Origin of the sequence: Lautropia mirabilis, from assembly GCF_900637555.1 — a bacterium.
Classification (GTDB): Bacteria; Pseudomonadota; Gammaproteobacteria; order Burkholderiales; family Burkholderiaceae_E; genus Lautropia; species Lautropia mirabilis.
The window spans coordinates 1,358,412-1,379,778 of sequence record NZ_LR134378.1 but is presented as its reverse complement, the minus strand read 5'-3'; the positions used below and the strand labels follow the sequence as shown (position 1 = coordinate 1,379,778).

Annotated in this window: 14 protein-coding genes and 1 pseudogene; 1 reads left to right on the top strand and 14 read right to left on the bottom strand. The window is 64.5% G+C overall.

Annotated elements, in window-relative coordinates; translation table 11 throughout:
- Positions 1-4 precede the first annotated feature (4 nt).
- The 13 genes and pseudogenes from EL249_RS05575 to EL249_RS13515 all read right to left on the bottom strand — a co-directional run bounded on the left by EL249_RS05575 (position 5) and on the right by EL249_RS13515 (position 19,342).
- The gene (locus EL249_RS05575) at positions 5-3,898 is read right to left on the bottom strand and encodes a pilus assembly protein (protein WP_232002044.1); all 3,894 of its coding nucleotides are present in this window, start codon (positions 3,896-3,898) and stop codon (positions 5-7) included.
- Positions 3,899-4,069: 171 nt separating this feature from the next.
- On the bottom strand, positions 4,070-8,038 hold the full coding sequence (locus EL249_RS05570) for a pilus assembly protein (RefSeq protein WP_232002043.1): 3,969 nt from the start codon (positions 8,036-8,038) through the stop codon (positions 4,070-4,072).
- A 158-nt stretch (positions 8,039-8,196) separates the two neighbouring features.
- Positions 8,197-8,535, bottom strand: coding sequence for a hypothetical protein (locus tag EL249_RS05565; RefSeq protein WP_005673809.1), 339 nt, complete (start codon positions 8,533-8,535; stop codon positions 8,197-8,199).
- 115 nt (positions 8,536-8,650) lie between these two features.
- Positions 8,651-9,247, bottom strand: a complete 597-nt coding sequence (locus EL249_RS13740) for a type IV pilin protein (RefSeq protein ID WP_005673810.1) — start codon at positions 9,245-9,247, stop codon at positions 8,651-8,653.
- Positions 9,248-9,282: 35 nt separating this feature from the next.
- Complete coding sequence (locus EL249_RS05555) at positions 9,283-9,918, bottom strand: pilus assembly PilX family protein (protein WP_169311684.1); 636 nt, start codon at positions 9,916-9,918, stop codon at positions 9,283-9,285.
- Positions 9,919-9,947: 29 nt separating this feature from the next.
- Positions 9,948-10,988 carry a PilW family protein gene (locus EL249_RS05550; RefSeq protein ID WP_040529952.1) on the bottom strand — a complete coding sequence of 347 codons (1,041 nt, stop codon included), beginning with the start codon at positions 10,986-10,988 and terminating at the stop codon, positions 9,948-9,950.
- Positions 10,985-11,566 carry a type IV pilus modification protein PilV gene (gene pilV / locus EL249_RS13520; RefSeq protein ID WP_005673813.1) on the bottom strand — a complete coding sequence of 194 codons (582 nt, stop codon included), beginning with the start codon at positions 11,564-11,566 and terminating at the stop codon, positions 10,985-10,987. Before pilV ends, EL249_RS05550 begins: the two co-directional genes overlap by 4 nt.
- A gap of 115 nt (positions 11,567-11,681) precedes the next feature.
- A pseudogene (locus EL249_RS13855) lies at positions 11,682-12,086 on the bottom strand (GspH/FimT family pseudopilin); the annotation flags it as partial.
- Positions 12,087-12,421: 335 nt separating this feature from the next.
- On the bottom strand, positions 12,422-14,779 hold the full coding sequence (gene rpoD, locus EL249_RS05535) for an RNA polymerase sigma factor RpoD (RefSeq protein ID WP_005673814.1): 2,358 nt from the start codon (positions 14,777-14,779) through the stop codon (positions 12,422-12,424).
- 16 nt (positions 14,780-14,795) lie between these two features.
- Positions 14,796-16,859: a DNA primase gene (dnaG, locus tag EL249_RS05530; protein WP_005673815.1), complete on the bottom strand. Its 2,064-nt coding sequence runs from the start codon at positions 16,857-16,859 to the stop codon at positions 14,796-14,798.
- 21 nt (positions 16,860-16,880) lie between these two features.
- Positions 16,881-17,339, bottom strand: a complete 459-nt coding sequence (locus tag EL249_RS05525) for a GatB/YqeY domain-containing protein (RefSeq protein WP_005673816.1) — start codon at positions 17,337-17,339, stop codon at positions 16,881-16,883.
- A 125-nt stretch (positions 17,340-17,464) separates the two neighbouring features.
- A complete protein-coding gene (rpsU, locus tag EL249_RS05520; protein WP_005673817.1) occupies positions 17,465-17,677 on the bottom strand; it encodes a 30S ribosomal protein S21 in 213 nt (70 codons plus the stop codon).
- Positions 17,678-17,854: 177 nt separating this feature from the next.
- Positions 17,855-19,342 carry a BaiN/RdsA family NAD(P)/FAD-dependent oxidoreductase gene (locus EL249_RS13515; RefSeq protein WP_005673818.1) on the bottom strand — a complete coding sequence of 496 codons (1,488 nt, stop codon included), beginning with the start codon at positions 19,340-19,342 and terminating at the stop codon, positions 17,855-17,857.
- A 264-nt stretch (positions 19,343-19,606) separates the two neighbouring features.
- Here EL249_RS13515 and tsaD point away from each other — a divergent pair, with 264 nt between their 5' ends.
- Positions 19,607-20,716 carry a tRNA (adenosine(37)-N6)-threonylcarbamoyltransferase complex transferase subunit TsaD gene (gene tsaD, locus EL249_RS05510; protein ID WP_005673821.1) on the top strand — a complete coding sequence of 370 codons (1,110 nt, stop codon included), beginning with the start codon at positions 19,607-19,609 and terminating at the stop codon, positions 20,714-20,716.
- Here the strand turns inward: tsaD and plsY are convergent.
- Positions 20,682-21,353 carry a glycerol-3-phosphate 1-O-acyltransferase PlsY gene (gene plsY / locus EL249_RS05505; RefSeq protein ID WP_005673823.1) on the bottom strand — a complete coding sequence of 224 codons (672 nt, stop codon included), beginning with the start codon at positions 21,351-21,353 and terminating at the stop codon, positions 20,682-20,684. The genes tsaD and plsY overlap by 35 nt on opposite strands.
- Positions 21,354-21,367: the final 14 nt, after the last annotated feature.

Below are 21,367 nucleotides of genomic sequence, written 5' to 3'. Positions count from 1 at the left end.
CGCATCACTTGCCTGCCGCCGTGGGCACGGCCCCCGGGTTGTAGGTGATGTCCGGAATGGCCAGCTCGCGCCACCACCAGCGGGTGGGCGACGGCACGCCCACGCAGACCGGCTTGCCATCACCCACGTTCTGCAGACTGCTGGCCAGTGAATCGGGCGGGCAGACCGACCTGGTCTGTGCCTGGCTCTGGCAACCCGCGCCCTCGCAGGGCCTGGGCGGCTTCTCTGCCAGAATCACCGACCGTCCGGTCCAGTTCTCCACGCTCCAGCCCGCCACCTGAAGGTCTGCCTCGTTGATCTTGCGGTCCCGGTTGGTATCGATCAGTGACTTGGGGCTCATCAGCCCCGAGAGCGGATCCACCACCAGCGAGAAGCCCGGCGTGTTCACATTGGCCGCGCAGGCTCCCAGCTCTTCATCCACGAAGGGACTCATGGTCTCGAAAAGCGCCAGGCCGGACATCAGCTGCGGCGCAATGATGTTGCGCTGACCGCCCAGCGCAATCATGTCCACCAGGCGAATGCGCCAGCCGCTGTCCTTGCGCCAGTCCAGGATCCCGTTGGCCTTGTCGTCGAAAGGCGTCTGCGCCAGATAACGGCTTCCGATGACATTCAGCTTGCGGGTCTTCACCGCCGAACGGGCAATGGGCACGCCATCCTTGTCTTTCTGGCGGCCATCCACCCAGGCGCGCTTGCCCTTCTCATCGGAAACCAGCCGGGTGTAGTCCCACAGCCCGTAGATCGATTCGACCGGAAGCGCCTGCCCTCGGGCGGTATCGGGCCGCTTGTTGTCACCCACCTCGAAGAGCTTGCCGGTGCCCACCAGCACCATCACCCCGCCCAGCGGATGCGTGACGGTGGTCGGCGGTGCCGTGATCGGGCGCTCGTCATCCGTCGTGAACATCGGCTTCTGGCCGTAGGACACCTTCCAGTCCGACACCGTCTTGCTGGCCAGATCGAACTTCCAGAGGTTGCCGCGCAGGTCGCCTGCGTAGGCCGCGGTGATGACCTGGTTGCCATCGCGCACCAGCGTCACGCCGCCCAGACCGTTGGGCTGGGCATTGCTGCCCACGCCCGTGTCCAGCCGCGCAAGGACATTGCCCGTCGACAGCTCGATCACCAGCAGCTGGGCACGTCGGGAGCGGCTCTCGTAGCCATTGCCCGTCACCACCACCCATCGCCCATCGGCCAGCACGCCCACCTCAGGTTCCTGCAGCACATGACCGATGGCATCGCCATGGGCCTGCACCGCCTGGTTGGCGTCGCTCAGCTCCCACAACACGGAATCCTTCAGCCCGTTGAAGTCGGTGTTCGTCACATCCATGGCGAACATCGCCTTCGGCCCTGCCCCGGTGGTACCCACCACCACATTTCGCCACCTGCCGCCCCAGTAGGCATCCCGCTCGATCAGCGGGCCGTCCATCATGAAACGGGCCTTGAAACCGGATCTGGACGAGGCCCCCAGCTGCGACAGCGATGCGTAGGGCGCAAAGGCGAAGATCTCGCGGCCGCCATCCTTGGCCGGATCGGGATTGGCATTGAAGCCGTGCAGGAAGCCCTCATTGCTTCCCACGAAAACCATCGAGGGACCGCAGACCTTCGCAGCGCCCCCCTGCAGGGCCGTGCTGCAACTGCGCGCCACCTTCTGCGCCACATAGGCGGTGTAGCTCTTTGCGCCCGACGGGGTGTTTCCGAAGGTCGCCGGCAGGTAGCGGTAGCCCCGATCGACAGGGGCACCGATGTAGACCGGCTGCGAGTTGATGATGTGGCCGATGACGGCGCTCTGCAGCTGCTCACGGAATGCCTTGCCGGACTCGCTCCGGTCCCCGCGCAGATACATCACCAGCTTGCTGCCATCACCCTCCCCCTTGAGCGCGCCGTCGCGCAGAGCCTTCTTCGCGTCCGTGCTCATCGTGTCCCAGAAGAACGCCGAAGAGGCCGCCCCCGACCTGGCGCCGGTACCCACGTACATGCGCCGGTCAATGGGCTTGGGTAGATGGTCCAGCACGCTCCATTGGCGCGCGCCCTGGTTGCCGGCGGCATCCACGGCGTAGGCCGTCAGGTCACCGGTCCAGTCCTTCGTCTTGAACGACGGCACGAACTTCTGGTTGTTGGCCTGCAGCGCCCGCGAGGCGACAGCCACGCCCGAGGTGCTGCCGGTGCGGCTGGAGATGTCTGCCAGGATGCCCGCCATTTCCGTCAGGAAGCCGCTGCTGTTACGCACGTTGACGTACTTGCCGTGGCCGTTGATGGCAGCGTGCCAGAGGTCATCGACGGCCGAGGGACTTTCGGCCTCGACCCTGCTCGGCCACTCCCGCGTGCCGTCCATGATGCCCTTCAACCCGTCCGGATAGGGAATGTTCCCTTCCACGCCGAACCCCAGCGTGTAGGTGGTGACGTTCTGCCAGAACGAAGGGTTTCCATCATAGGGCGTGACCAGGTTGTCCAGATCCGGACGCAAGTCCCGTTTCCAGGCGTCCATCGCATAGTCGGCCAGCGTACCCGGGGTCGCGCTCATGAAGGGACGAACGGGCTGGTACTGATACGTCGAATGGATCTTGCCCTGACTGCTGCCCGGCCGGTGATCGACGATCTCCTCGCCTGACGTGTTGTCGGACTCATTCGTATAGTGCGACGGCGAATCATCGTAGAACGTGTACTGGCCGTCCGTCATCAGGATGTGATAGGAGCGTCGGCACGCCAGATGCTTCTCACCTGTCTGCTTCCCAGGCGTTGTTGCCCAGGGCCCCGTGTAGTCTTTGCGCTCGAAGTACCTGTTCACCGTCTGCAGGGAGTGCATCAGCGGTGTACCACCCTTGGCAGTACGCTGGCTCAGCCAGGTGAAGAATGCACTCCGGTCTTCGCCTTCGAAACGGCGGACCCCACGTTCGACAATGCTGGTGAGGGCACCATCGACAACACTTTCGGCGCTCTTGTTGATGCGTCCGTAACCCACCCGGATATCCTTGCCCAGTGCCGTGGCAAAGGCATTGCCCACGGCGGCAATGGCTACATGCATCCGTGTGCGGTGATACTGGAACCAGTTGGCAAAGTTCTGGTATTCCTCCGCCTGCGTGCAGGTACGGGTGCTGGCACCAGGACTGGTCACCTTGCAGTCAGTACGCGTGTTGGCCCGCACGAACTCCTTGTGGTCCATGATGGAGACGCGCTGGTAGTTGCTGGCGCTGTCTTTCGACGACTGGAAGTCACCCAGCGTCCACCTCACGGGCGGCTTGTTGTCGGGGTTCTTGAGCAGATAGTACGTGGCCGGTGCAATCATGGTGACGCTGCGGTCCACCACACTGCACTCCTGCCCTTTCTTGGGCTCAAGCTGCGGCCTGACGCAGGCTCCCTCATACGGATTCTCCATCCCGGGCTGATGGACGGGCTGGAGTCCCGTGATGTCCATGGTGAGCGAAGCGATCTTCTCCTCCGAATGGCCAAGGTGGTACTTCACCTTCCGGGGGTCTGCATTCGGCATCCGCACCCCTGTTCCGTCCACCCAGGGCTCGTAGCGAATGTCCGGGTCATAGTAGAGCGTGTTGACCTGCGGCGAGCGCTTGCGAGCCGCCAGCAGGTCATTGTCACCCGTACCCAGCAGTCCCTGAACACGCCAGGGCGTGTACCCGGTCCTGGGCTCGGCCGGATGGAGAGCAAACAGATGATCGTCCAGGTCGGTGTCGGGCAGGAAGTTGAAGGCCATCGACCCCGAATCGTCCAGCGTGAACATCAGGTTCGGCTCGACGACCGGAAGCTCCTTGACGATCAGCGATTCCTGCGAGATGACAGCGTGTGCCTGCGGCGCAAGGGCGCAGGACATCAGCAGCAAGGCGGCACGGACCGCCTGCGAGAGCGCGTCCCTGCTTCCAGCATGTGGCCTGCCGCAGCAGGGATCGGTCATGCGTATCATCGTCGTCCTTTTTCCGGAAGCCCCCGCCAGGAGCCCAATGCCCCTGGACGGTTCTCCTCGATCAGAACGGCAATATGATTCGACGCACGATCTCCGACAAGGCAGGCGGGATCATCGCCGCCTGCGAATCGACGGATGGTAGGCCGGTGCGGCTGCCCGGCCTCAGGGTGCTGTCACAGTAATCTGGGCTTGGCCAGGATTTGCACCAGCGTTGTAGGTGACATCGGGCACCGAGATCTCGCGCCACCACCAGCGCGTGGGCGCAGGCAGGCCCACGCACACCTGGACGGCATCGCCCACGTTCTGCAGGCTATTGGCCAGAGAATCTTCCGGACACAGCTGGGCAGGCAGCGGCTTGCAGTCAGCCAGCCCCCCACAGGGTTTGGCCGGCGGCTGGGTCACGACCACCGAACGCCCCGTCCAGTTCTCCAACTCCCAGCCCGCCACCGGTGCGTCACCACCGTCGACCAGCTTGTCGTTGTTGGTGTCGATAAGTGCCTTGGGACTCATGCGGCCGGACAGCGGGTCCAGCGCCAGGGCAAACCCCGGTGTGTCGATCCGGGGCTTGCAGGCCGCCGTGACCTCATCCACCCAGGGACTCATCGTCTCGAACAGCACCAGACCGGACATCAGCTGCGGAGTCACGATGTTGCGCTGCCCCCCCACCGCGATCATGTCCTTCAGCGTCACGCGCCAGCCCCGGTCCCGCGTCCAGTCCAGGTTTCGGTTGGCCGAATCTTCCAGCGGGATCTTCACCAGTGTCATGCCCGGATTCACCTGCAGCCTGCGAGTGACCACGGTGCCAAGCTTGATGGGAATGCCGTCATTGCCCTTGCTGGTGCTGCCATCCGCGTTCTTGCGGTCATCGGCCGCCCAGGTGCGGTTTCCGTTTCGATCGATGCTCAGCCGTGCGGTATCCCACAGGCCATAGAGTGAATCGAATGGCCCCCTGTCCCGATCGTAGTCGGCCGGGATCTCATTGTCACCCACCTCGAAGAGCTTGCCCGTACCCACCAGCACCATCACGCCACCCAGCGGATGGGTGACAAGGACAGGCGCTGCGGTGATGGCCCGTCCGTCGTGCGCAGTGAACATCGGCTTCTTGCCATACGACACTTTCCAGTTCGACGGGTGGGAGGCGGCCAGATCGAACTTCCACACGTTGCCCCGCAGGTCACCGGCAAAGGCACCCGTGATCACCTGGTTGCCATCACGCACCAGGGCCACGCCTCCCAGGCCGTTGGGCTGACTGTCACTGCCCACGCCCGTATCCAGTCGTGCAATCACCTGCCCGGTCTGCAGTTCCACCACCAGCAGCTGGGCCCGCTTCGAGCGGCTCTCATAACCGTTGCCGATCACCACCACCCAGCGGCCATCGGCCAGAACGCCCACCTCGGGCTCCTGCAGCACATGGCCGATGGCATCCGCATTGGCCTTGACCGACTGATTGACGTCACTCAGCTCCCACAGCACGGCCTGATCCAGACCATTGAAGTCGGTCTGGGTCACGTCCAGCGCGAACACGGCCTTGGGCCCTGCCCCGGTCGTGGCCACCACCACGTTGTGCCAGCGGTTGCCCCAGAAGGCATCCCGCTCGATCAGCGGGCCGTCCATCATGAAGCGGGCCTGGAAGTCTGGCTTCGAGGAGCGCCCCAGCTCGGAGAGAGAAGCAAAGGGGGCAAAGGCAAAGATCTCGCGTCCACCATTCTTGGCGGGATCGGGATTGGCATTGAAGCCGTGCAGGAAGCCTTCGTTGCTGCCCACGAACACCATGGCGGGGCCGCAGACCTTCGCAGCGCCGCCCTGGATGGTCGCGCTGCAGGTACGTGCTGCCTTCTGCGCCACGTAGTCCTTGTAACTGTCAGCGCCCGACTTTGCGCCGCCGAAGGTAGCCGGCAGGTAGCGGTAGCCGCGGTCAATGGCCGAACCGATGTAGGCCGGCTGCGAATTGACGATATGGCCGATGACCGCACTCTGCAACTGGGTACGAAACATCTTGCCCGACTCGGAACGGTCACCTCGCAGATACAGCACCAGCGGGCTGCCGTCCTCGTCCTTCTTGCCGGCCCCCTTGATCAGCTCGCGCTTGGCCTCGTCGGTCATGCGCCGGGCCGGTTTGTCTTCGGCGCTGTCCCAGTAAAAGGGTGAAGCTGCCGGTCTGCCGAATTTTCCGGTCCCCACGTACATGGTCCGATCGATGGGCTTGGGCAGACGCTCCAGAACGCTCCATTGCAGCGCTCCCTGCTGGCCATGGGCATCCACTGCATAGGCCTTCAGGTCTCCCGTCCAGTCCTTGGTCTTGTACGAGGGCACGAATTTCTGGTTGTTGGCCTGCAACGCACGCGACGCCACGGCCACCCCGGCCGAGGTTCCGGTACGGCTGGCGATCTCGGCCAGGATGCCGGCCATCTCGCTCATGAAGCCGGCGCTGTTGCGCACGTTGACGTACTTGCCATGGCCGTTGACGGCCGCATGCCACAGGTCGTCGATGGCGGTGGGTGTGCCGGGCTTCACCTCGGCGGGCCATGAGAGCGATCCGTTGATGATCTTCTGCAGGTCATCGGGATACGACAGCGTGCCTTCCACGCCGAAGCCCAGCGTGTAGGTGGTCACGTTCTGCCAGAACGAAGGGTTACCCTCGTAGGTGGGGACCTCGTTGTTCAGATCCGGACGCAGATCGTTCTTCCAGCCATCCATGGCGTAGTCGGCCAGCGACCCATAAGCCACTCCCTTGTACGGGGCCTGGGGACGATACTGATAGCTGCCGCGCGCCGGCCCGCCCTTTTCCGGTGCACGATCATCCTTGATCTTCTCGCCGTCCACATTGTCGGACTCGAGCGGGAAGTCCTTCTGAAGCATCCCCTCGGTTCTTTCCGGGTGATCAGGATCATACTTGGGGAAGGTGTACTGCCCATCCGTCATCAGGATGTGATAGGAACGACGGCATGCCAGATGGTTGCGGCGCTGATTCAGCTTCCCGCCTATCCGGCCCGGCTCCGCTGCCCAGGGGCCCATGGCGTCGGCACGCCGGAAGTAGTTGTTGACGGTATTCGTTGCCCGCATCAGGGGCGTTCCACCGTCGGCCGTTCGCGTATTGAGCCAGTTGAAGAAGTCCGAACGATCGGTTTCACCCGCATTCAATGTGGTGGCTGCGGCATTCTTGTTGACGAAGCGCCGTACCCCGCGCTCGACCACGATGGTCTCCACACCATCAACCGGCTTGAGCACTCCCTGGTTGATGCGTCCATAGCCAACGCGGATATCCGGCCCCAGGGCCGTGGCAAAGGCGTTGCCCACGGCGGCAATGGCCACATGCATCCGCGTGCGGTGATACTGGAACCAGTTGGCAAAGTTCTGGTATTCCTCCGCCTGCGTGCATTCGCGGACGTTGGGGTTTTTCTTGGAAATCAGGCAGTCGGTGCGTGTGAAGGGCCGGTCGAAATACTGGTGGTCCTTGATCGAGATGCGCTTGTAGTTGCTGGCACTGTCTTTCGTCCAGTCCCCGGGCGGCTTGAATTTCGGGTCTTTCGGCAGGTAGTAGGTAGCCGGTGCCACCGTCCTGGTGACGCCATCCCCCGTGCAGGGCTTCTGTTCTCTGAGGTCGCTGACGAACTGATTCCCCTGCGGCGTCACACACACCGGGCGCTCCCCCACCGACCTCTCCCCGGTGATGTCGAGCTTGAGATCCTTGAATTTGGAGTTGGGGTGGTTGACGTGGTAGATGACGGCCCTGGGGTCGGCGTTGGCCATGCGCACCCCGTTCTTGTCCACCCAGGGTTCATACCGTGTATCCGGGTCGTAGTACAGCGTGTTCACCTTCGGCGAACGTCGACGGATTGCCAGAATGTTGGTGTCGTCCGTGGCCAGCAGCCCCTCGTATTTGTAGGGCGCATAGTCGTCCGGCTCGTCGGGGTGGAAGGCGAACAGATGATATTCCAGGTCCGTGTCGGGCAGATAGTTGAAGGCCATCGAACCCGAGTCGTCCAGGGTGAACATCAGGTTTGGCTCGACAACCGTCACTTCCTTGTTGATGAGCGACCGCTGGGAAATCTCGGCCTGCACAGGTGACAGCAGGCTGCACGACATCAGCAGCAGCGCCGCATGCACGGCACGCGGAACCCTGCGCGGCATGACAGCTGCCGGCATTCGATTCAGGTGGAGGCGGGTTACGGTTTCCATCGGTTTCATGTTTCGATCGGATCGTGTCCGCCAAACCGTGCGTCCCTGCACGGCCCGGCGGCCACGATGTTCAGAAGGGTGCCCCCACCCGCAGACATGGGGGAGGAGAATCAGGTGACGACTGAGCCGGAGAAGGTCTCGTTCGTTCGAGCCGAGACAGTGCGCTCGATGGCCCCCATGCCCACCGGATGATCGTCCATCTCATCCTCATGGACAGGTGCGTAGTCGTCGAAGCCCTCGAAGCCCTCGAAGCTTTCCAGGCCGTCGTAGACAGCCATGTGCCAGTCGGGCTCGTCGGCACCTTCCAGGTCGTGCCAGTCCGCGTCCTGACCGACCGGGACATCCAGAAGACCCGACAGCCCCTGCAGGACATCGGCCTCGGGATCCTCCTCGAACGAAGCCAGCCCCTGCACCCACAGTGCTGCTTCGTCCGGATCGCCATCGAGCATACCGGGGACTTCCTGCACGGGTCCGGCATGGCGGAGGGCCCAAGCCTGTGCAGCCCAGTGGCCACGTCCAGTTTGATCTGCGTTCATGAGGTCACCTCCCCACGGAAAGCGTCGTTCAGCGCCAGCAGTTCTCGGCCGAAAGCCGCTCAGTACCCGTCACCGCCCGGGTATCGTTACCACGAACCCCCACGCTGTTAAGCGTGAGCGTGCCACAGGGGTCCGTCTTCTTCCTGGGTACGGCACGCAGCGTATAGCTGTTGTCGTCACTCTCGACGGAAATATCGTAGAGCGGCGCACCATTCTTGGGCGATCTCTGCAACGACGTCGGCAGTGCGACCTGTGTCCTTCCATCACGTTGGGTGCGATAGGAGTTGTGCAGGGAATAGAAACGCTGCATGAACTGGGTGGCGTCCATTAGCGTGGCCTTGGCGTCTGCCCGATTCGCTCGCTGTATGTACGAGAAATAGGATGGCACGGCAATGGCCGACAGGATGCCGACAATAGCCAGTGCAATCATGATCTCGATGAGGGTGAAGCCACGCACGCCAGCTGAGGTGCGAGTGCTGTAGACCCGGGCTGCCGGCATCACGGCCGGAAGCTGCACGCCACCGTCCTCAGCATCCTGCTGTCCGCGGAACGCCACCTGGTGCACCAGATTTCCTGCGCCAAGCTCACGGCCGCAGCGGGCCGACAGATCACCTGGCGCATCCATCGGACCAGGAACAGGGGGATATGTCACAAGCACCATCATCTGATTGCTCTCACCATCGATTGCAGCCGCACTTCTGCTCCCTTGGCTGACTGGTAGTCAGTCAATGACTGGTTAGCCTTTCGTGCAGCATATTCCTGATAGCCCGGGCTGAAGCCACGGACCGTGATGCGGAAGAACAGGAACCTGTCGGCATCGAAACCGCGAGACTCGGCAGTGATGGTGCCCGGTACGGGCGGAGCGATCTTACGCCAGTCGTCGATGGTCAGATACCGGAAAAGGCACTGGGGGTTCTTCTTGATGTTGTCAGGCAATCCGAGCTGTTCGCGCGGCACTTCCAGCTTGGCCGGACCAGCCCAGGCCGCATCATCCGCCCACTCCTCATCCTTCTGGTAGTTCACCAGCATGGGCAAGGTAGTGAACTCACGGATCACCTTTTCTTCGCAGTAGCGCAATGCAGCCTCCGCAGCCTGGAAGGCCAGCGTACGGGCACGCAGGTTGGCACCCACCATGTCGGTGGTCAACGACAACCGCACCGCCACGGCGGTACTCACCGCCATCACCGTGAGCAGGATCAGCGTCATCACCATGACGATACCCTGCTGCGGGGTGGACGCCCTGCCCCACCCGGCGACCGATGTCATTGGTTGGCGCTGCATGGAGGAATGACGCATGGTGCTTTCCTGCAAGACAGTACGGAGCTTCATTGGGCCACCCCGACCTTGTTACGGATGGCTACCGTGGTGGTAAAAGCTTGGCGCAGCCGGCGGTCCTGCACGGTACGCAACACGCCGTTACAATCCACATAGGGCGTGCCAACCTGGTCGTTCACGTTGTCCTCGCTGCGTATCACCAGGCAGATACGCACTGCGTTCACCGCACACCAGGCATTGGGCTGGATGGAGCCAGGCTGGCATCCAGTGGTCATCTGCGAAGCGTCGCGATAGGTGGAAGTACGGCCGCTCAGCGCCGGAGCGTCGAAGGCCACGTTGGTGGCAAGCGCGTTGGGATTGATGCCCGAGACGCCATAACGGATGCTCATCTGCTCGACGTTGTCGGCCAGAATCTGCTCACGCGGGATTCGGGCATCAGTGGGCGTGATGTTGGAGCGGCAGAACAACCCTGGGTTACCCGAGGCCGTTCCGGAGGTCTTGATGTAAAGTCGCTCCTCGATTTCCTCGCTGATGGCGTGTGCCTGCGGGCCATGCGGCGTGCTGGCCACCAGGGGAGCCGCCGTCAGGCTGGCATCGTGCATTTTCTGGCTGAAGACCACGTTGCCCAGGCAGTCCCAGTTCCGCCCGCCAGGCTGCACCTGAAAGCGCAGGGCCACCGAATCATTGTCGCCGTTCTGACTGCCATTGCCACAGGCCAGCGAATTCCAGTCAGCAGCCGGATCGGCGAAGGGCCCACTGCAGCCAAACAGCGGGCTGTCGTGGTTCATCGAGATGTCCTCGGCCATCACTTCGGAGGATGGCAGCCAGAAGCCCGTCATGCGCAGGTGGTCAGCCAGCTGAACCAGCGCCAGGTTGCCCAGGTCATGGATGGTGGACTGCACATTCTGCTTGCGCCCGGAAATGCCCGAACCACTGACGGTATAGAGGACGGTGGCTGTCACCATCAGGCCGATGGCGACAGAGATGAGCATCTCGATCATCGAGAAGCCCTGCTGGCGGGCATGCCCACCAGGCGGATGCCAGGCCAGCGGACGGGGCTGCCGAGGCATGGTGCCGTTCGTCGAGTTCAAAGCTTCACTCCCAGCTGCAGGCATTGCGGTCGATGGTTGTTGCCCTGCACATTACGCGGGCAGAAGCGGTCGGAAGACAGCGAATCGTCGTCCAGGCCAGGCACATTGGGCTGCTTCCACAGCACCCAGATGTCGATGGCATCACCACTGGCGTTCTTGATCACGAACAGATCGCCACCCGGCAAGCTGTTGCGGGCCTGCCGGCGCACTTCCTGCTGGTCGAAGCGGGCAATGTCGTAGTGCGTGCAGATGACCGTTCCCTTCAGGCAGTCGGGGCCACTGTAGGGAGGAATGTTCACGGTGGGGTCGTAGCCGGCGGTATAGAGATAGGCGTTGGCCCGATCACCGCGGGCCACCCCCTTGTCCACATTGAGGTTGGCACGGATCCGATCCGCGTACTCGCTGGCAATCTGGGCGGCCATGTTGCGAAACTCGGCCGTCCGCTCGAAACCCATCGATTTGGTCTGGGCCCAGAGCATGGACAGCATGCCGATCGACAGCACGATGACGGCCACCAGCACTTCGATCAGGCTGGAGCCCTCCTGGCGGGAGGTGCGGGAGAAGACAGGATTCAGCATGGTGCGAGCACCCCCGTGGAACTGACGCAGACCTTTTTCTCCAGGGCCTTGTAGGATCGGTCACTGGTAGGCAGCGGCGGCTTGAAGGTGAAGGTGCGGGCCCCCCTACCTTCAGGACCCCGTTGGGTCGGAAACGGATGCCGCCCACGTCGTCTGCCTGGATGCTGCCGCCATTGCTGTACGGCTGCTGCACACGGATGTACTGGTCGTTGGCGTAGATACTGCCGATGAAGACCAGGTAACCGGTCTTCCAGTCCGTGGAGTTGACACACATGGGCTTTCCATTGGCAGCGGAAGCGTTCCTTGTCGGACAGAGCGAGACTTCACGGCCGCGCTTGAGCGCCTCGGAACGGGCCAGGCGCAGGGCCGAGGTCAGGTCGGTGATCTGGGCGGCAATCGAACGCTGGATGGCGAAGTCGCGGAAGCTGGGAGCGGCCATGGCGGCCACAATACCCATGATTGCCATGACGACCAGCATCTCCTGCAGCGTGAAGCCTGCCGAGGCTTGCGAGGATTTCATGCTCTCCAGACCTTAGCGGTTGAACGGAAGGCAGGAACCCACTCCGCCATGGCGGTCGTGGAATATCCTGCAACGGCAAGTCTGAGGGAGGGGTCAACCCGCGGGCAACGGGCGCTGGACGAGCGGAGGCTGTGTGTCTACTGGTGGCCGCAGATGTGTGACAGATTGCCCCCGAGCGCGGCCTCACCACGCCGCGAGGAACGATCGACCGGAATTTTCCGGGCACACTCCGTGAACGGGCCAAAAAAATCCCCGGCAGGGGCAGTGCCCTGTCGGGGATGGGTCCGCAAGTGACTGCGCCCTGCCCTGCCATGAGCAGGCGTCGGGCGCGGGCCTTACTGGCCTTCGAGGAAGCTCTTGAGCTTGTCGGCCCGGCTGGGGTGGCGCAGCTTGCGCAGCGCCTTGGCCTCGATCTGGCGGATGCGTTCACGGGTCACGTCGAACTGCTTGCCGACCTCTTCCAGCGTGTGGTCGGTGCTCATCTCGACGCCGAAGCGCATGCGCAGCACCTTGGCCTCACGCGGGGTGAGCGAGTCCAGCACTTCCTTGACGACCTCGCGCATGGAGTCATGCAGCGCGGCGTCGGAAGGCGCCAGCGTGGTGGTGTCCTCAATGAAGTCGCCCAGGTGGGAGTCGTCGTCGTCGCCGATCGGCGTCTCCATGGAGATGGGCTCCTTGGCGATCTTGAGGATCTTGCGGATCTTGTCCTCCGGCATGTCCATCTTCTCGGCCAGGGTGGCGGGGTCAGGCTCGACACCGGTTTCCTGCAGGATCTGGCGGCTGATGCGATTCATCTTGTTGATGGTCTCGATCATGTGCACCGGGATGCGGATGGTGCGCGCCTGATCCGCGATGGAGCGGGTGATGGCCTGCCGGATCCACCACGTGGCGTAGGTGGAGAACTTGAAGCCGCGCCGGAACTCGAACTTGTCGACGGCCTTCATCAGGCCGACGTTGCCTTCCTGGATGAGGTCGAGGAACTGCAAGCCCCGGTTGGTGTACTTCTTGGCGATGGAGATGACCAGGCGCAGGTTGGCCTCGGTCATCTCGCGCTTGGCCTTGCGCGCCTTCATCTCGCCCATGGCCATGCGCTTGTTGATTTCCTTCAGGTCGGGCAGCGGCAGCACCACGCGCACCTGCAGGTCGATGAGCTTCTGCTGCAGATCCTGGATATCGGGGATGCTGCGAGCCAGCACGTCGGCATACGGCGGGTTGCCAGCCAGCTCATTCTCGACCCACGCCAGGTTGGTCTCGTTGCCCGGGAAGCTCTTGATGAAGTGCTCGCGCGACATGCCGACGCGGTTGACGCAGATGTCGAGGATGGTGCGCTCGACGGTGCGAACCTCGTCGACCTGGGCACGCAGCATGTCGCACAGCTTCTCGACCACCTTGGCCGTGAAGCGGATGGACATCAGCTGTCGCTGCACCGATTCCTGGGCAGCCAGGTAGGCCGGCGACTTGTAGCCGTCGGTTTCCAGGGCCTGACGCATCTGCTCGAAGGCGGCGCCGATGCTGTCGAAGCGCGACAGCGCCTCTTCCTTCAGCTCCTCGAGCTTGGCGTTGTTCATGGCCGCGACGGAGGCCTCGTCGTCATCGTCGCCATCCGAGCGCGCCGGACCGAAGGACATTTCCTCGTCGTCGGCATCCGGGTCGAGCAGGCCGTCGACGATCTCGTCGACCCGCAGCTGGGCGGCGCGGACCTTGTCGGCCTGCTCCAGCACCTCGGCAATGGTCGTCGGACATGCCGAGATGGCATGCATCATGTCCTTCAGACCTTCCTCGATCTTCTTGGCAATGACGATCTCGCCCTCGCGGGTGAGCAGCTCGACCGAGCCCATCTCGCGCATGTACATGCGCACCGGGTCGGTGGTGCGACCGAACTCGGAGTCCACGGAAGACAGGGCGGCCTCGGCCTCTTCCTCGGTGTCGTCGTCGGACGAGGTGACGGTACGGTCGTTGAGCAGCAGCGAGTCGGTATCGGGAGCCTGTTCATAGACCGAGATGCCCATGTCGCTGAAGGTGCCGATCATCTGGTCGATGGCCTCGACCTCGGTCAGTCCCTCGGGCAGGTGGTCGTTGATCTCGGCGTAGGTGAGGAAGCCCCGCTCCTTGCCCAGCTTGATGAGCTGGCGCAGGCGGCTGCGGCGCGCTTCCATTTCCTCTTCGGTCACGCCCTGCTTGACGCTGGCCAGCGCCTCCTTGATGAGGGCCTTTTCCTTGGAACGCTTGTCACGTCCCCTGCCCTTGGTCGGAGCCGCAGGCACATCGCTTTCGACCGCGTCGTCGTCTCCGTCGAGATCGGCGTCATCGCCGTCGTCGGTGGAGATCATGTCGTAGTCGCCGCCGTCATCGAAACCGTCATCATCGTCCAGGTCGCTGGAAGAGGATTTGGCCGCCGCCTTCTTCTTGCCGGCGGCTTTCTTGGCCGGCTTCTTGGCGCCGTCAGCCTTCTTGGCCTTGGCAGGCTTTTCGGCCTTCTCGCCCTTCTCTGCCTTCGTCGATTTCTCGGCCTTGGCCTTGGTCGCCTTGGCCTTGGCGGGCTTTTCGGCCTCGCCGGACTTGCCCGCGCGGGCAGCCTTCACGGGTTTGGTGCCGTCGGCTGCGTCGGAAGCGGCCGCTGCCGTAGCGGTCGCGTTCTTGGCCGCTTCTTCCTGAGATTTTGCTGTATCTTTTGCCACGTTGGATTCCCGCATTGAACCTTCAATCATATCAGCCCGTCCCCCGCTGGGATAGGCGTTGAATCGTCGCCATCAGTTCTGCATATCGGGTCCGCCCCCCCGGTTCATCAAGACCCCGGCTCACCACCTGCACCACCTCACGACGCGCCTGATCAAGCCGCATCCGGTCCAGGGCCCCCAGATAGTCGGCGCGCGCCTCGTCGTAATCCATGGCGGCCATCACACCGGCATCGCGCTGGTCCAGCGACTCGATGAAATCGGCTTTCCTGGGGTCGGTGGCGCGCACCTCGGCCAGTACCGATGCAAAGTGCGCCCCGGCCGGCAGGGTCGCCAGCTCGTTGCGCCAGTCCAGCAGAGCCTGGGGCAGCAGGCTCTCATCTTCCAGAGGTTCCTGGGCCAGCGCGGGGTAATAGGCCAGCAGCAGGCAGATGCGCTGCTGCAGGGTGGGCGGCGTCGGCCGGGAACGGGCCACGCCCGGCATGCGCGCAGCCCCCGGCTCGCCCCCCTGATAGGGGCGGTCGAAGCCTTGACCGCCTTGCAACGGGCGGTTTCCCCGGCGTGAAGCGGCATTGCCGCCCCCCTGCCAGCGGTCAGCATTCTGCCCGCCCTGCCCCCGCGCACCACGCCCCTCCTGCCAGCGGCCGGATGATGCCTCGCGCCAGGGGCGCCCTTCAGCAGGAGCGGCCTGGTCACGCAGGGAAGCGCCTTGCATCATGGACGCACCGGGGCGCATGGAACGGGCTTCACCGCCCGCTGCCCGCCCCCCATGACGCACGCCGCCCTCCCGGACATGGGCCACCGGATGGGCCATCTGCAGGCCGCAGTAGGCCGCCAGCTCTTCGGTTGGCAGCCCCAGACGCCCCGCCATGTCCACCAGGATCTGCGTGCGCAGGGCGATGTCGGGCATCTGCTGCACCAGCGGCTTGAGTTCGGCCTGCATGCGGGCGCGCCCTTCGGGCGTGGTGATGTCTGCCCGCTGGGCCAGCTCCTTCAGCAGGAAGGACGACAGGGGCAAGGCATCGCGCACGCAGGCCTCGAAGGCCTCCAGTCCTTCGGCCCGCACGAAGCTGTCGGGGTCGTGCTCGGGCGGCAGGAAGAGGAAATCGAGCTGCTTGGTATCGGACAGCAGCGGCAGCGCATTCTCCAGTGCCCGCCACGCGGCGCGGCGCCCTGCGGCATCGCCATCGAAAGAAAACACGACCCGATCGGCCAGGCGCAGCAGCTTGCCCAGGTGCATGGCGGTGGTGGCAGTGCCCAGCGTGGCCACGGCGTAGTGGCAGCCGTGCTGGTGCAGCATCACCACGTCCATGTAGCCCTCCACCACCAGCACGCGACCACTGGTGCGGATACCCTCGCGCGCCTCGAAGAGGCCGTAGAGCTCATGCCCCTTGGAGAACAGCGGCCCCTCGGGCGAGTTGAGGTACTTGGGTTCTCCCTGTCCCAGCACCCGGCCTCCGAAGCCGATGACCTGGCCGCGCGGATTCCGGATGGGGAACATGATGCGCTCGCGGAAGCGGTCGTAGCGCTTGCCGTCTTCACCGGCAATCACCAGTCCGGCTCGCACGGCGTCCTCGGCGGCGTAATCGGGCAGCACGCCTTCCAGGTTGCGCCAGCCCGCTGGCGCATAGCCCAGCCCGAAATGGCGAGCGATCTCGCCGGTGACGCCCCGTTCCTTCAGGTAGGAGATGGCAGCGGGGGTTTCCTTCAGGCGTGAGCGGTAGTAGCGGGCAGCCTGATCCAGCCACTGCGACAGCGCCAGCTGCTGGCTGGCCTTGCGTGCGGCCTCGGCGCCTTCCCGGCTATGGTCTTCGGGGACGGTGAGGCCCACGTCGCGGGCCAGCTCATGCACGGCCTCGACGAAACCCAGGCCGTGATGCTCCATCAGGAAGCTGATGGCCGAGCCATGCGCGCCGCAGCCGAAGCAGTGGTAGAACTGCTTGGTGGGCGACACGGAGAAGGACGGTGTCTTTTCATTGTGGAAAGGACACAGTCCCTGGTAGTTGGCTCCCGCCTTGCGCAGCTTGACGGCCTTGCCGACCACGTCGACGACATCGACGCGGGTCAGCAGCTCCTGGATGAAGGATTGCGGGATCAAACCATCGCGGGGCGTCCCGCCTCAGGCGGACAGGCGCGCCCGCACCTTGGCAGAGACGGCAGCCAGATCGGCCTGTCCGGCCAGCCGGGTCTTGACGATGGCCATGACCTTGCCCATGTCGGCCATGCCGGCAGCGCCGGTCTCGGCCACGGCAGCCTCGATGACGGCCTGGATCTGGGCATCGTCGGCCTGCGCCGGGCGATAGGTGTCGAGCACGGCCAGTTCGGCGCGCTCCTGCTCGGCCAGTTCGGTACGACCGGCCTTTTCGAACTGCTCGATGGAGTCCCGTCGCTGCTTGGAGAGCTTCTCGACGATGGCCAGCACCTGGGCGTCATCGAGCGTGGTGCGCTCGTCGACTTCCTTCTGCTTGATGGCAGCCAGCAACAGGCGCAGGGCGCCCAGGCGCACCTTTTCTCGCGCCCGCATGGCAGCCTTCATGTCGGCGTCTATACGAGACTTGAGATCAGTGGCTGTACTCATGAGCAATCAGGCCATGGGAATGGCCTGCGCGAAGTATCTGAAAACGACGCAGAATGGCGCCGACGCCGCCTGACAGACCATGCCAGACGACGCACAGCGCCGCAAGAAGACTGATCGGATGAAGATCAGTATTTTTTCTTGGGCAGCATCTGGCTGCGCAGGCGCTTGTGATGACGCTTGACGGCAGCCGATTTCTTCCGCTTGCGTTCTGCAGTCGGTTTTTCATAGAACTCACGCGCACGCAGCTCGGTGAGCAGCCCGGTCTTCTCGATGGTTCGCTTGAAGCGCCGCAGGGCAACATCAAACGGCTCGTTTTCCTTGACTCGGACCAGTGGCATGAAAAAACCTTCCTTGAAACGTTGTGAAATGGGCACTTGAGGCTAGTCCACGATTATAGACGCGACTCGCTTCACTTGCCAAGCACGCCAGGTGATCCGTCAACGGCCAACCGACAGGCGCCGTACCGGACGGGTCTGGATGGGCAGGCTGTCCTTGCCCCCAGCCCCTGGGCGCCTTCAGACACGTCCTTCGGCTGCGATGGCCTGCGCCGCCGCGAAGGCCGATGCCCATGCCCACTGGAAGTTGTAGCCGCCCAGCCACCCCGTCACGTCCACGGCCTCACCGATCCAGTGGCTGCCAGGCACGGCGTGGGCCTGCAGGGAGCGCGGATCCAGCGCCTCAGTGGCCACGCCCCCCACCGTCACCTCGGCCTTTCGATAGCCTTCGGAACCCGCCGGCTGCACCGGCCAATGCGACAGGGCCTGCCCCAGCTGGCGCAGCCGGGCGTCCCCGATCTCGGCCAGGCGGCTGGATTCGGCCAGCCCTTCCAGTGCGCCGGACACGCCAGGCGGCATGAGCGCTCCCGAAAGCCGAGTGGCCGAGGCCAGCCAACTCCTGACCAGCCGCGCAGGCAGCACAGCCCCCAGCACTGTCCCCAGCTGCTGCCGATGGGGCTGCCCGGACAGGCTGGCGCCGCCAGGCAACGCCTGTGCGCTGGCACGGCCAGCCTTCAGATCCACCAGCCACTGCCCCGGATCGGGCATGTCCGGCAAGAGGTTCAGCCAGACAGGCTGCCCCGGCTGCCAATAGCTGGAGATCTGCAGGATGCCGGGCCCCGAGAGCCCACGATGCGTGAACAGCAGATCCTCATGAAACACGACGGGACGGGGCGCCTTTCCCTGACCCTTCTGTTGCGTGCCTTTCCCTGCCCTGGCGGGGGGCGTCGCGGACGCCTGGGACCCGGGGTCTGCTTGCAGCCCGGTACCGCCCTCCCCAAGCCGGGCGTCCGTCCTGGCGGTGTCCGCTCCACTGTCACCGGCCGTGGCAGGCACCACCGAGACCGCCACTGGCAGGGCCACACCCGAAAGGGCTGCAAAGTCCTGCCAGGCGGCCGACGTGACCGTGAGGGGAACCAGTCCGGGCCGAGGCGCCACCGTGGCCATGTCCCACTGGCGAGCCAGCTGCCAGGCCCGATCGCTGGCACCGATGGCCGGGATGGAAAGTCCGCCCGTGGCCACGACCAGATGCCGGGCCAGGAACACCCCATCCGAGGTGCTCACGCGAAAGCGCGGGCTATTGTCGGCCCCGTCCAGACGCGCGATCTCCTGCACGGTCACCGGGTGGCGTATCTGCACGCCGCCACGCGCGCAGTCAGCCAGCAGCATGTCAATGATCCGCTGACTGGAATCGTCACAGAAGAGCTGCCCCAGATGCTTTTCGTGAAACCCGATGCGCGCTTCACGCACACGGGCAATGAAGCGCTCGGGCGGATGGGCCTTGAGTGCATGGCGCACGAAGCGCGGATCGCCGCTCAGGTAGCGGGCCGGATCCGCGCCATTCAGATTGGTGAAGTTGCAGCGACCACCGCCCGAGATGCGGATCTTCTCGCCGATGCGACGTGCATGGTCCAGCACGGCCACCCGCAGGCCGCGCAACCCCAGCTGCCCGGCACAATACAGCCCGGCAGCGCCCGCGCCCACCACGATCACATCCCGTCGTTCCACTGTCCTGTCCTCATGTCCTTCGCCATGCCGCCTGCACCGCCTATGGGCGCGGCGCCCGACAGCGTATCATCCTCCCGACACGGTTCGGACGCTCCAGGCACACCAGGGAGCCGCCCTGCCCGGCAAGCCCCGCTTCCCTCCCCCTGCGCCTGACGCAGCATGGTTTCCGGTGCTGACTTGCCCGGACATCGCCACGCCTGCCCCTGGCTGCCCCCGCCCGCTCCGTCATCGCATCCCTTTCCCGACACACCACAATAGACTTCCATGCTGGTACTGGGCATAGAGACCTCCTGCGACGAAACCGGCGTCGCCCTGTACGACACCGACCATGGGCTGCAGGCCCAGGCCCTGCATTCGCAGGTGGCCATGCACAACCGCTACGGTGGCGTGGTGCCGGAGCTGGCCTCTCGCGATCACGTCGAGCGGCTGGTGCCGCTGCTGGAACAGGTCATGGCCGACGCCCAAAGGCCGCTGTCGGCCATCGATGCCATTGCCTACACCCAGGGGCCCGGGCTGGCTGGTGCGCTGCTGGTGGGGGCCTCGGTCGCCACGGCGCTGGCCATGTCGCTGGATCGCCCCGTCATCGGCGTGCACCACCTGGAAGGCCACCTGCTCTCGCCGCTGCTGTCGGACGATCCGCCCGAGTTTCCCTTCGTGGCACTGCTGGTCTCCGGTGGCCACACGCAGCTGCTGCGCGTGGACGGCCTGGGGGCCTACACCCTGCTGGGCGAGACGGTCGACGATGCAGCCGGCGAAGCCTTCGACAAGAGCGCGAAGCTGCTGGAACTGGGCTACCCGGGCGGTCCTGCGCTGTCGGCGTTGGCAGCCCAGGCGGATCCGACGCGCCCCGACGCGCCCCGCTTCACCCTGCCCCGGCCCAAGCTGAAGAGCGACGATCTGGACTTCAGCTTCAGTGGTCTGAAGACTGCCGTCCTGACCCAGGTGAAGAAGGGACTGGCTCCCGAACACCGTCCGGACTTGGCCCGCGAGGTGGAAGAGGCCATCACCGACGTGCTGGTGGGCAAGGCCCTGAAGGCGCTGAAGCAGACCGGGCTGTCACGGCTGGTGATTTCCGGCGGCGTGAGTGCCAACCGGCGACTGCGCGCCAAGCTGGCCGAGGCCAGCGCCCGCTGGCCCGCGAAGAAGGCGCCGCTGCGGGTCCACTTTCCGCCGCTGGCGCTGTGCACCGACAACGGTGCAATGATTGCCTACGCCGGCGCCTGCCGGCTGGCGGCCGCGAAGGCCGCCGGCCCTGAGGCAGTCCCCCTGGCCGGCATCGACACGCAGCCCCTGCGCTTCGATGTGCGGCCACGCTGGCCGCTGGAAGAATTGCCGGCGGTCAGTGCCCACCCACCCGCGGCGGCGGGTATTTGACCTTGGGCGGCTTGGGCGCCTTGTTGCCCCCGATCTTCGATTCCTTGCCCTTCAGCAGCCGGTTGATGTTCTCGCGGTGCCGCCAGACCAGCAGCGCGGCGATGAACAGGATGACCAGCGCCCGGGCATCGATGCCATAGAAAAGCTGCCAGTAGATGGGCGCCATGAATGCGGCCGTGATGGCCGCCAGCGACGAATAGCGCGTCAGGAAGGCCACGGCCAGCCAGGTGGCCAGCACGGCCAGACCGTGCAGCGGGTTGAGCGCCAGCAGCACCCCGCCGGCCGTGGCCACGCCCTTGCCGCCCTTGAAACCGTGAAACACCGGGTACAGGTGGCCGATGAAGGCGGCCAGCCCCACCAGCATGATGATCATGTCGGACAGCCCCAGCGACGGGGCCAGCCAGCGCGCCAGCAGCACCGCCAGCACGCCCTTGCCGACGTCACCCAGCAGCGTGAACAGCGCCGCCTTCTTGTTGCCGGTGCGCAGCACATTGGTGGCGCCCGGGTTGCCCGAGCCGTAGGTATGCGGATCGGCCAGCCCCATGAGCTTGCTGACCACCACGCCGAACGACACCGAGCCGATGAGATAGGCCGCCAGCAGCACAAGGATCTGGACGGACAGGGAAGCAGAAGCCATGGCGAATCATCCGA

Excerpts from the sequence above, each read along its gene's own strand:
- EL249_RS05575 (WP_232002044.1), bottom strand. The coding sequence starts at position 3,898 with ATGACCGATCCCTGCTGCGGCAGGCCACATGCTGGAAGCAGGGACGCG.
- EL249_RS05570 (WP_232002043.1), bottom strand. The coding sequence starts at position 8,038 with ATGCCGCGCAGGGTTCCGCGTGCCGTGCATGCGGCGCTGCTGCTGATG.
- EL249_RS05565 (WP_005673809.1), bottom strand. The coding sequence starts at position 8,535 with ATGCTCGATGGCGATCCGGACGAAGCAGCACTGTGGGTGCAGGGGCTG.
- EL249_RS13740 (WP_005673810.1), bottom strand. The coding sequence starts at position 9,247 with ATGGATGCGCCAGGTGATCTGTCGGCCCGCTGCGGCCGTGAGCTTGGC.
- EL249_RS05555 (WP_169311684.1), bottom strand. The coding sequence starts at position 9,918 with ATGCGTCATTCCTCCATGCAGCGCCAACCAATGACATCGGTCGCCGGG.
- pilV (WP_005673813.1), bottom strand. The coding sequence starts at position 11,566 with ATGCTGAATCCTGTCTTCTCCCGCACCTCCCGCCAGGAGGGCTCCAGC.
- rpoD (WP_005673814.1), bottom strand. The coding sequence starts at position 14,779 with ATGCGGGAATCCAACGTGGCAAAAGATACAGCAAAATCTCAGGAAGAA.
- EL249_RS05525 (WP_005673816.1), bottom strand. The coding sequence starts at position 17,339 with ATGAGTACAGCCACTGATCTCAAGTCTCGTATAGACGCCGACATGAAG.
- rpsU (WP_005673817.1), bottom strand. The coding sequence starts at position 17,677 with ATGCCACTGGTCCGAGTCAAGGAAAACGAGCCGTTTGATGTTGCCCTG.
- tsaD (WP_005673821.1), top strand. The coding sequence starts at position 19,607 with ATGCTGGTACTGGGCATAGAGACCTCCTGCGACGAAACCGGCGTCGCC.
- plsY (WP_005673823.1), bottom strand. The coding sequence starts at position 21,353 with ATGGCTTCTGCTTCCCTGTCCGTCCAGATCCTTGTGCTGCTGGCGGCC.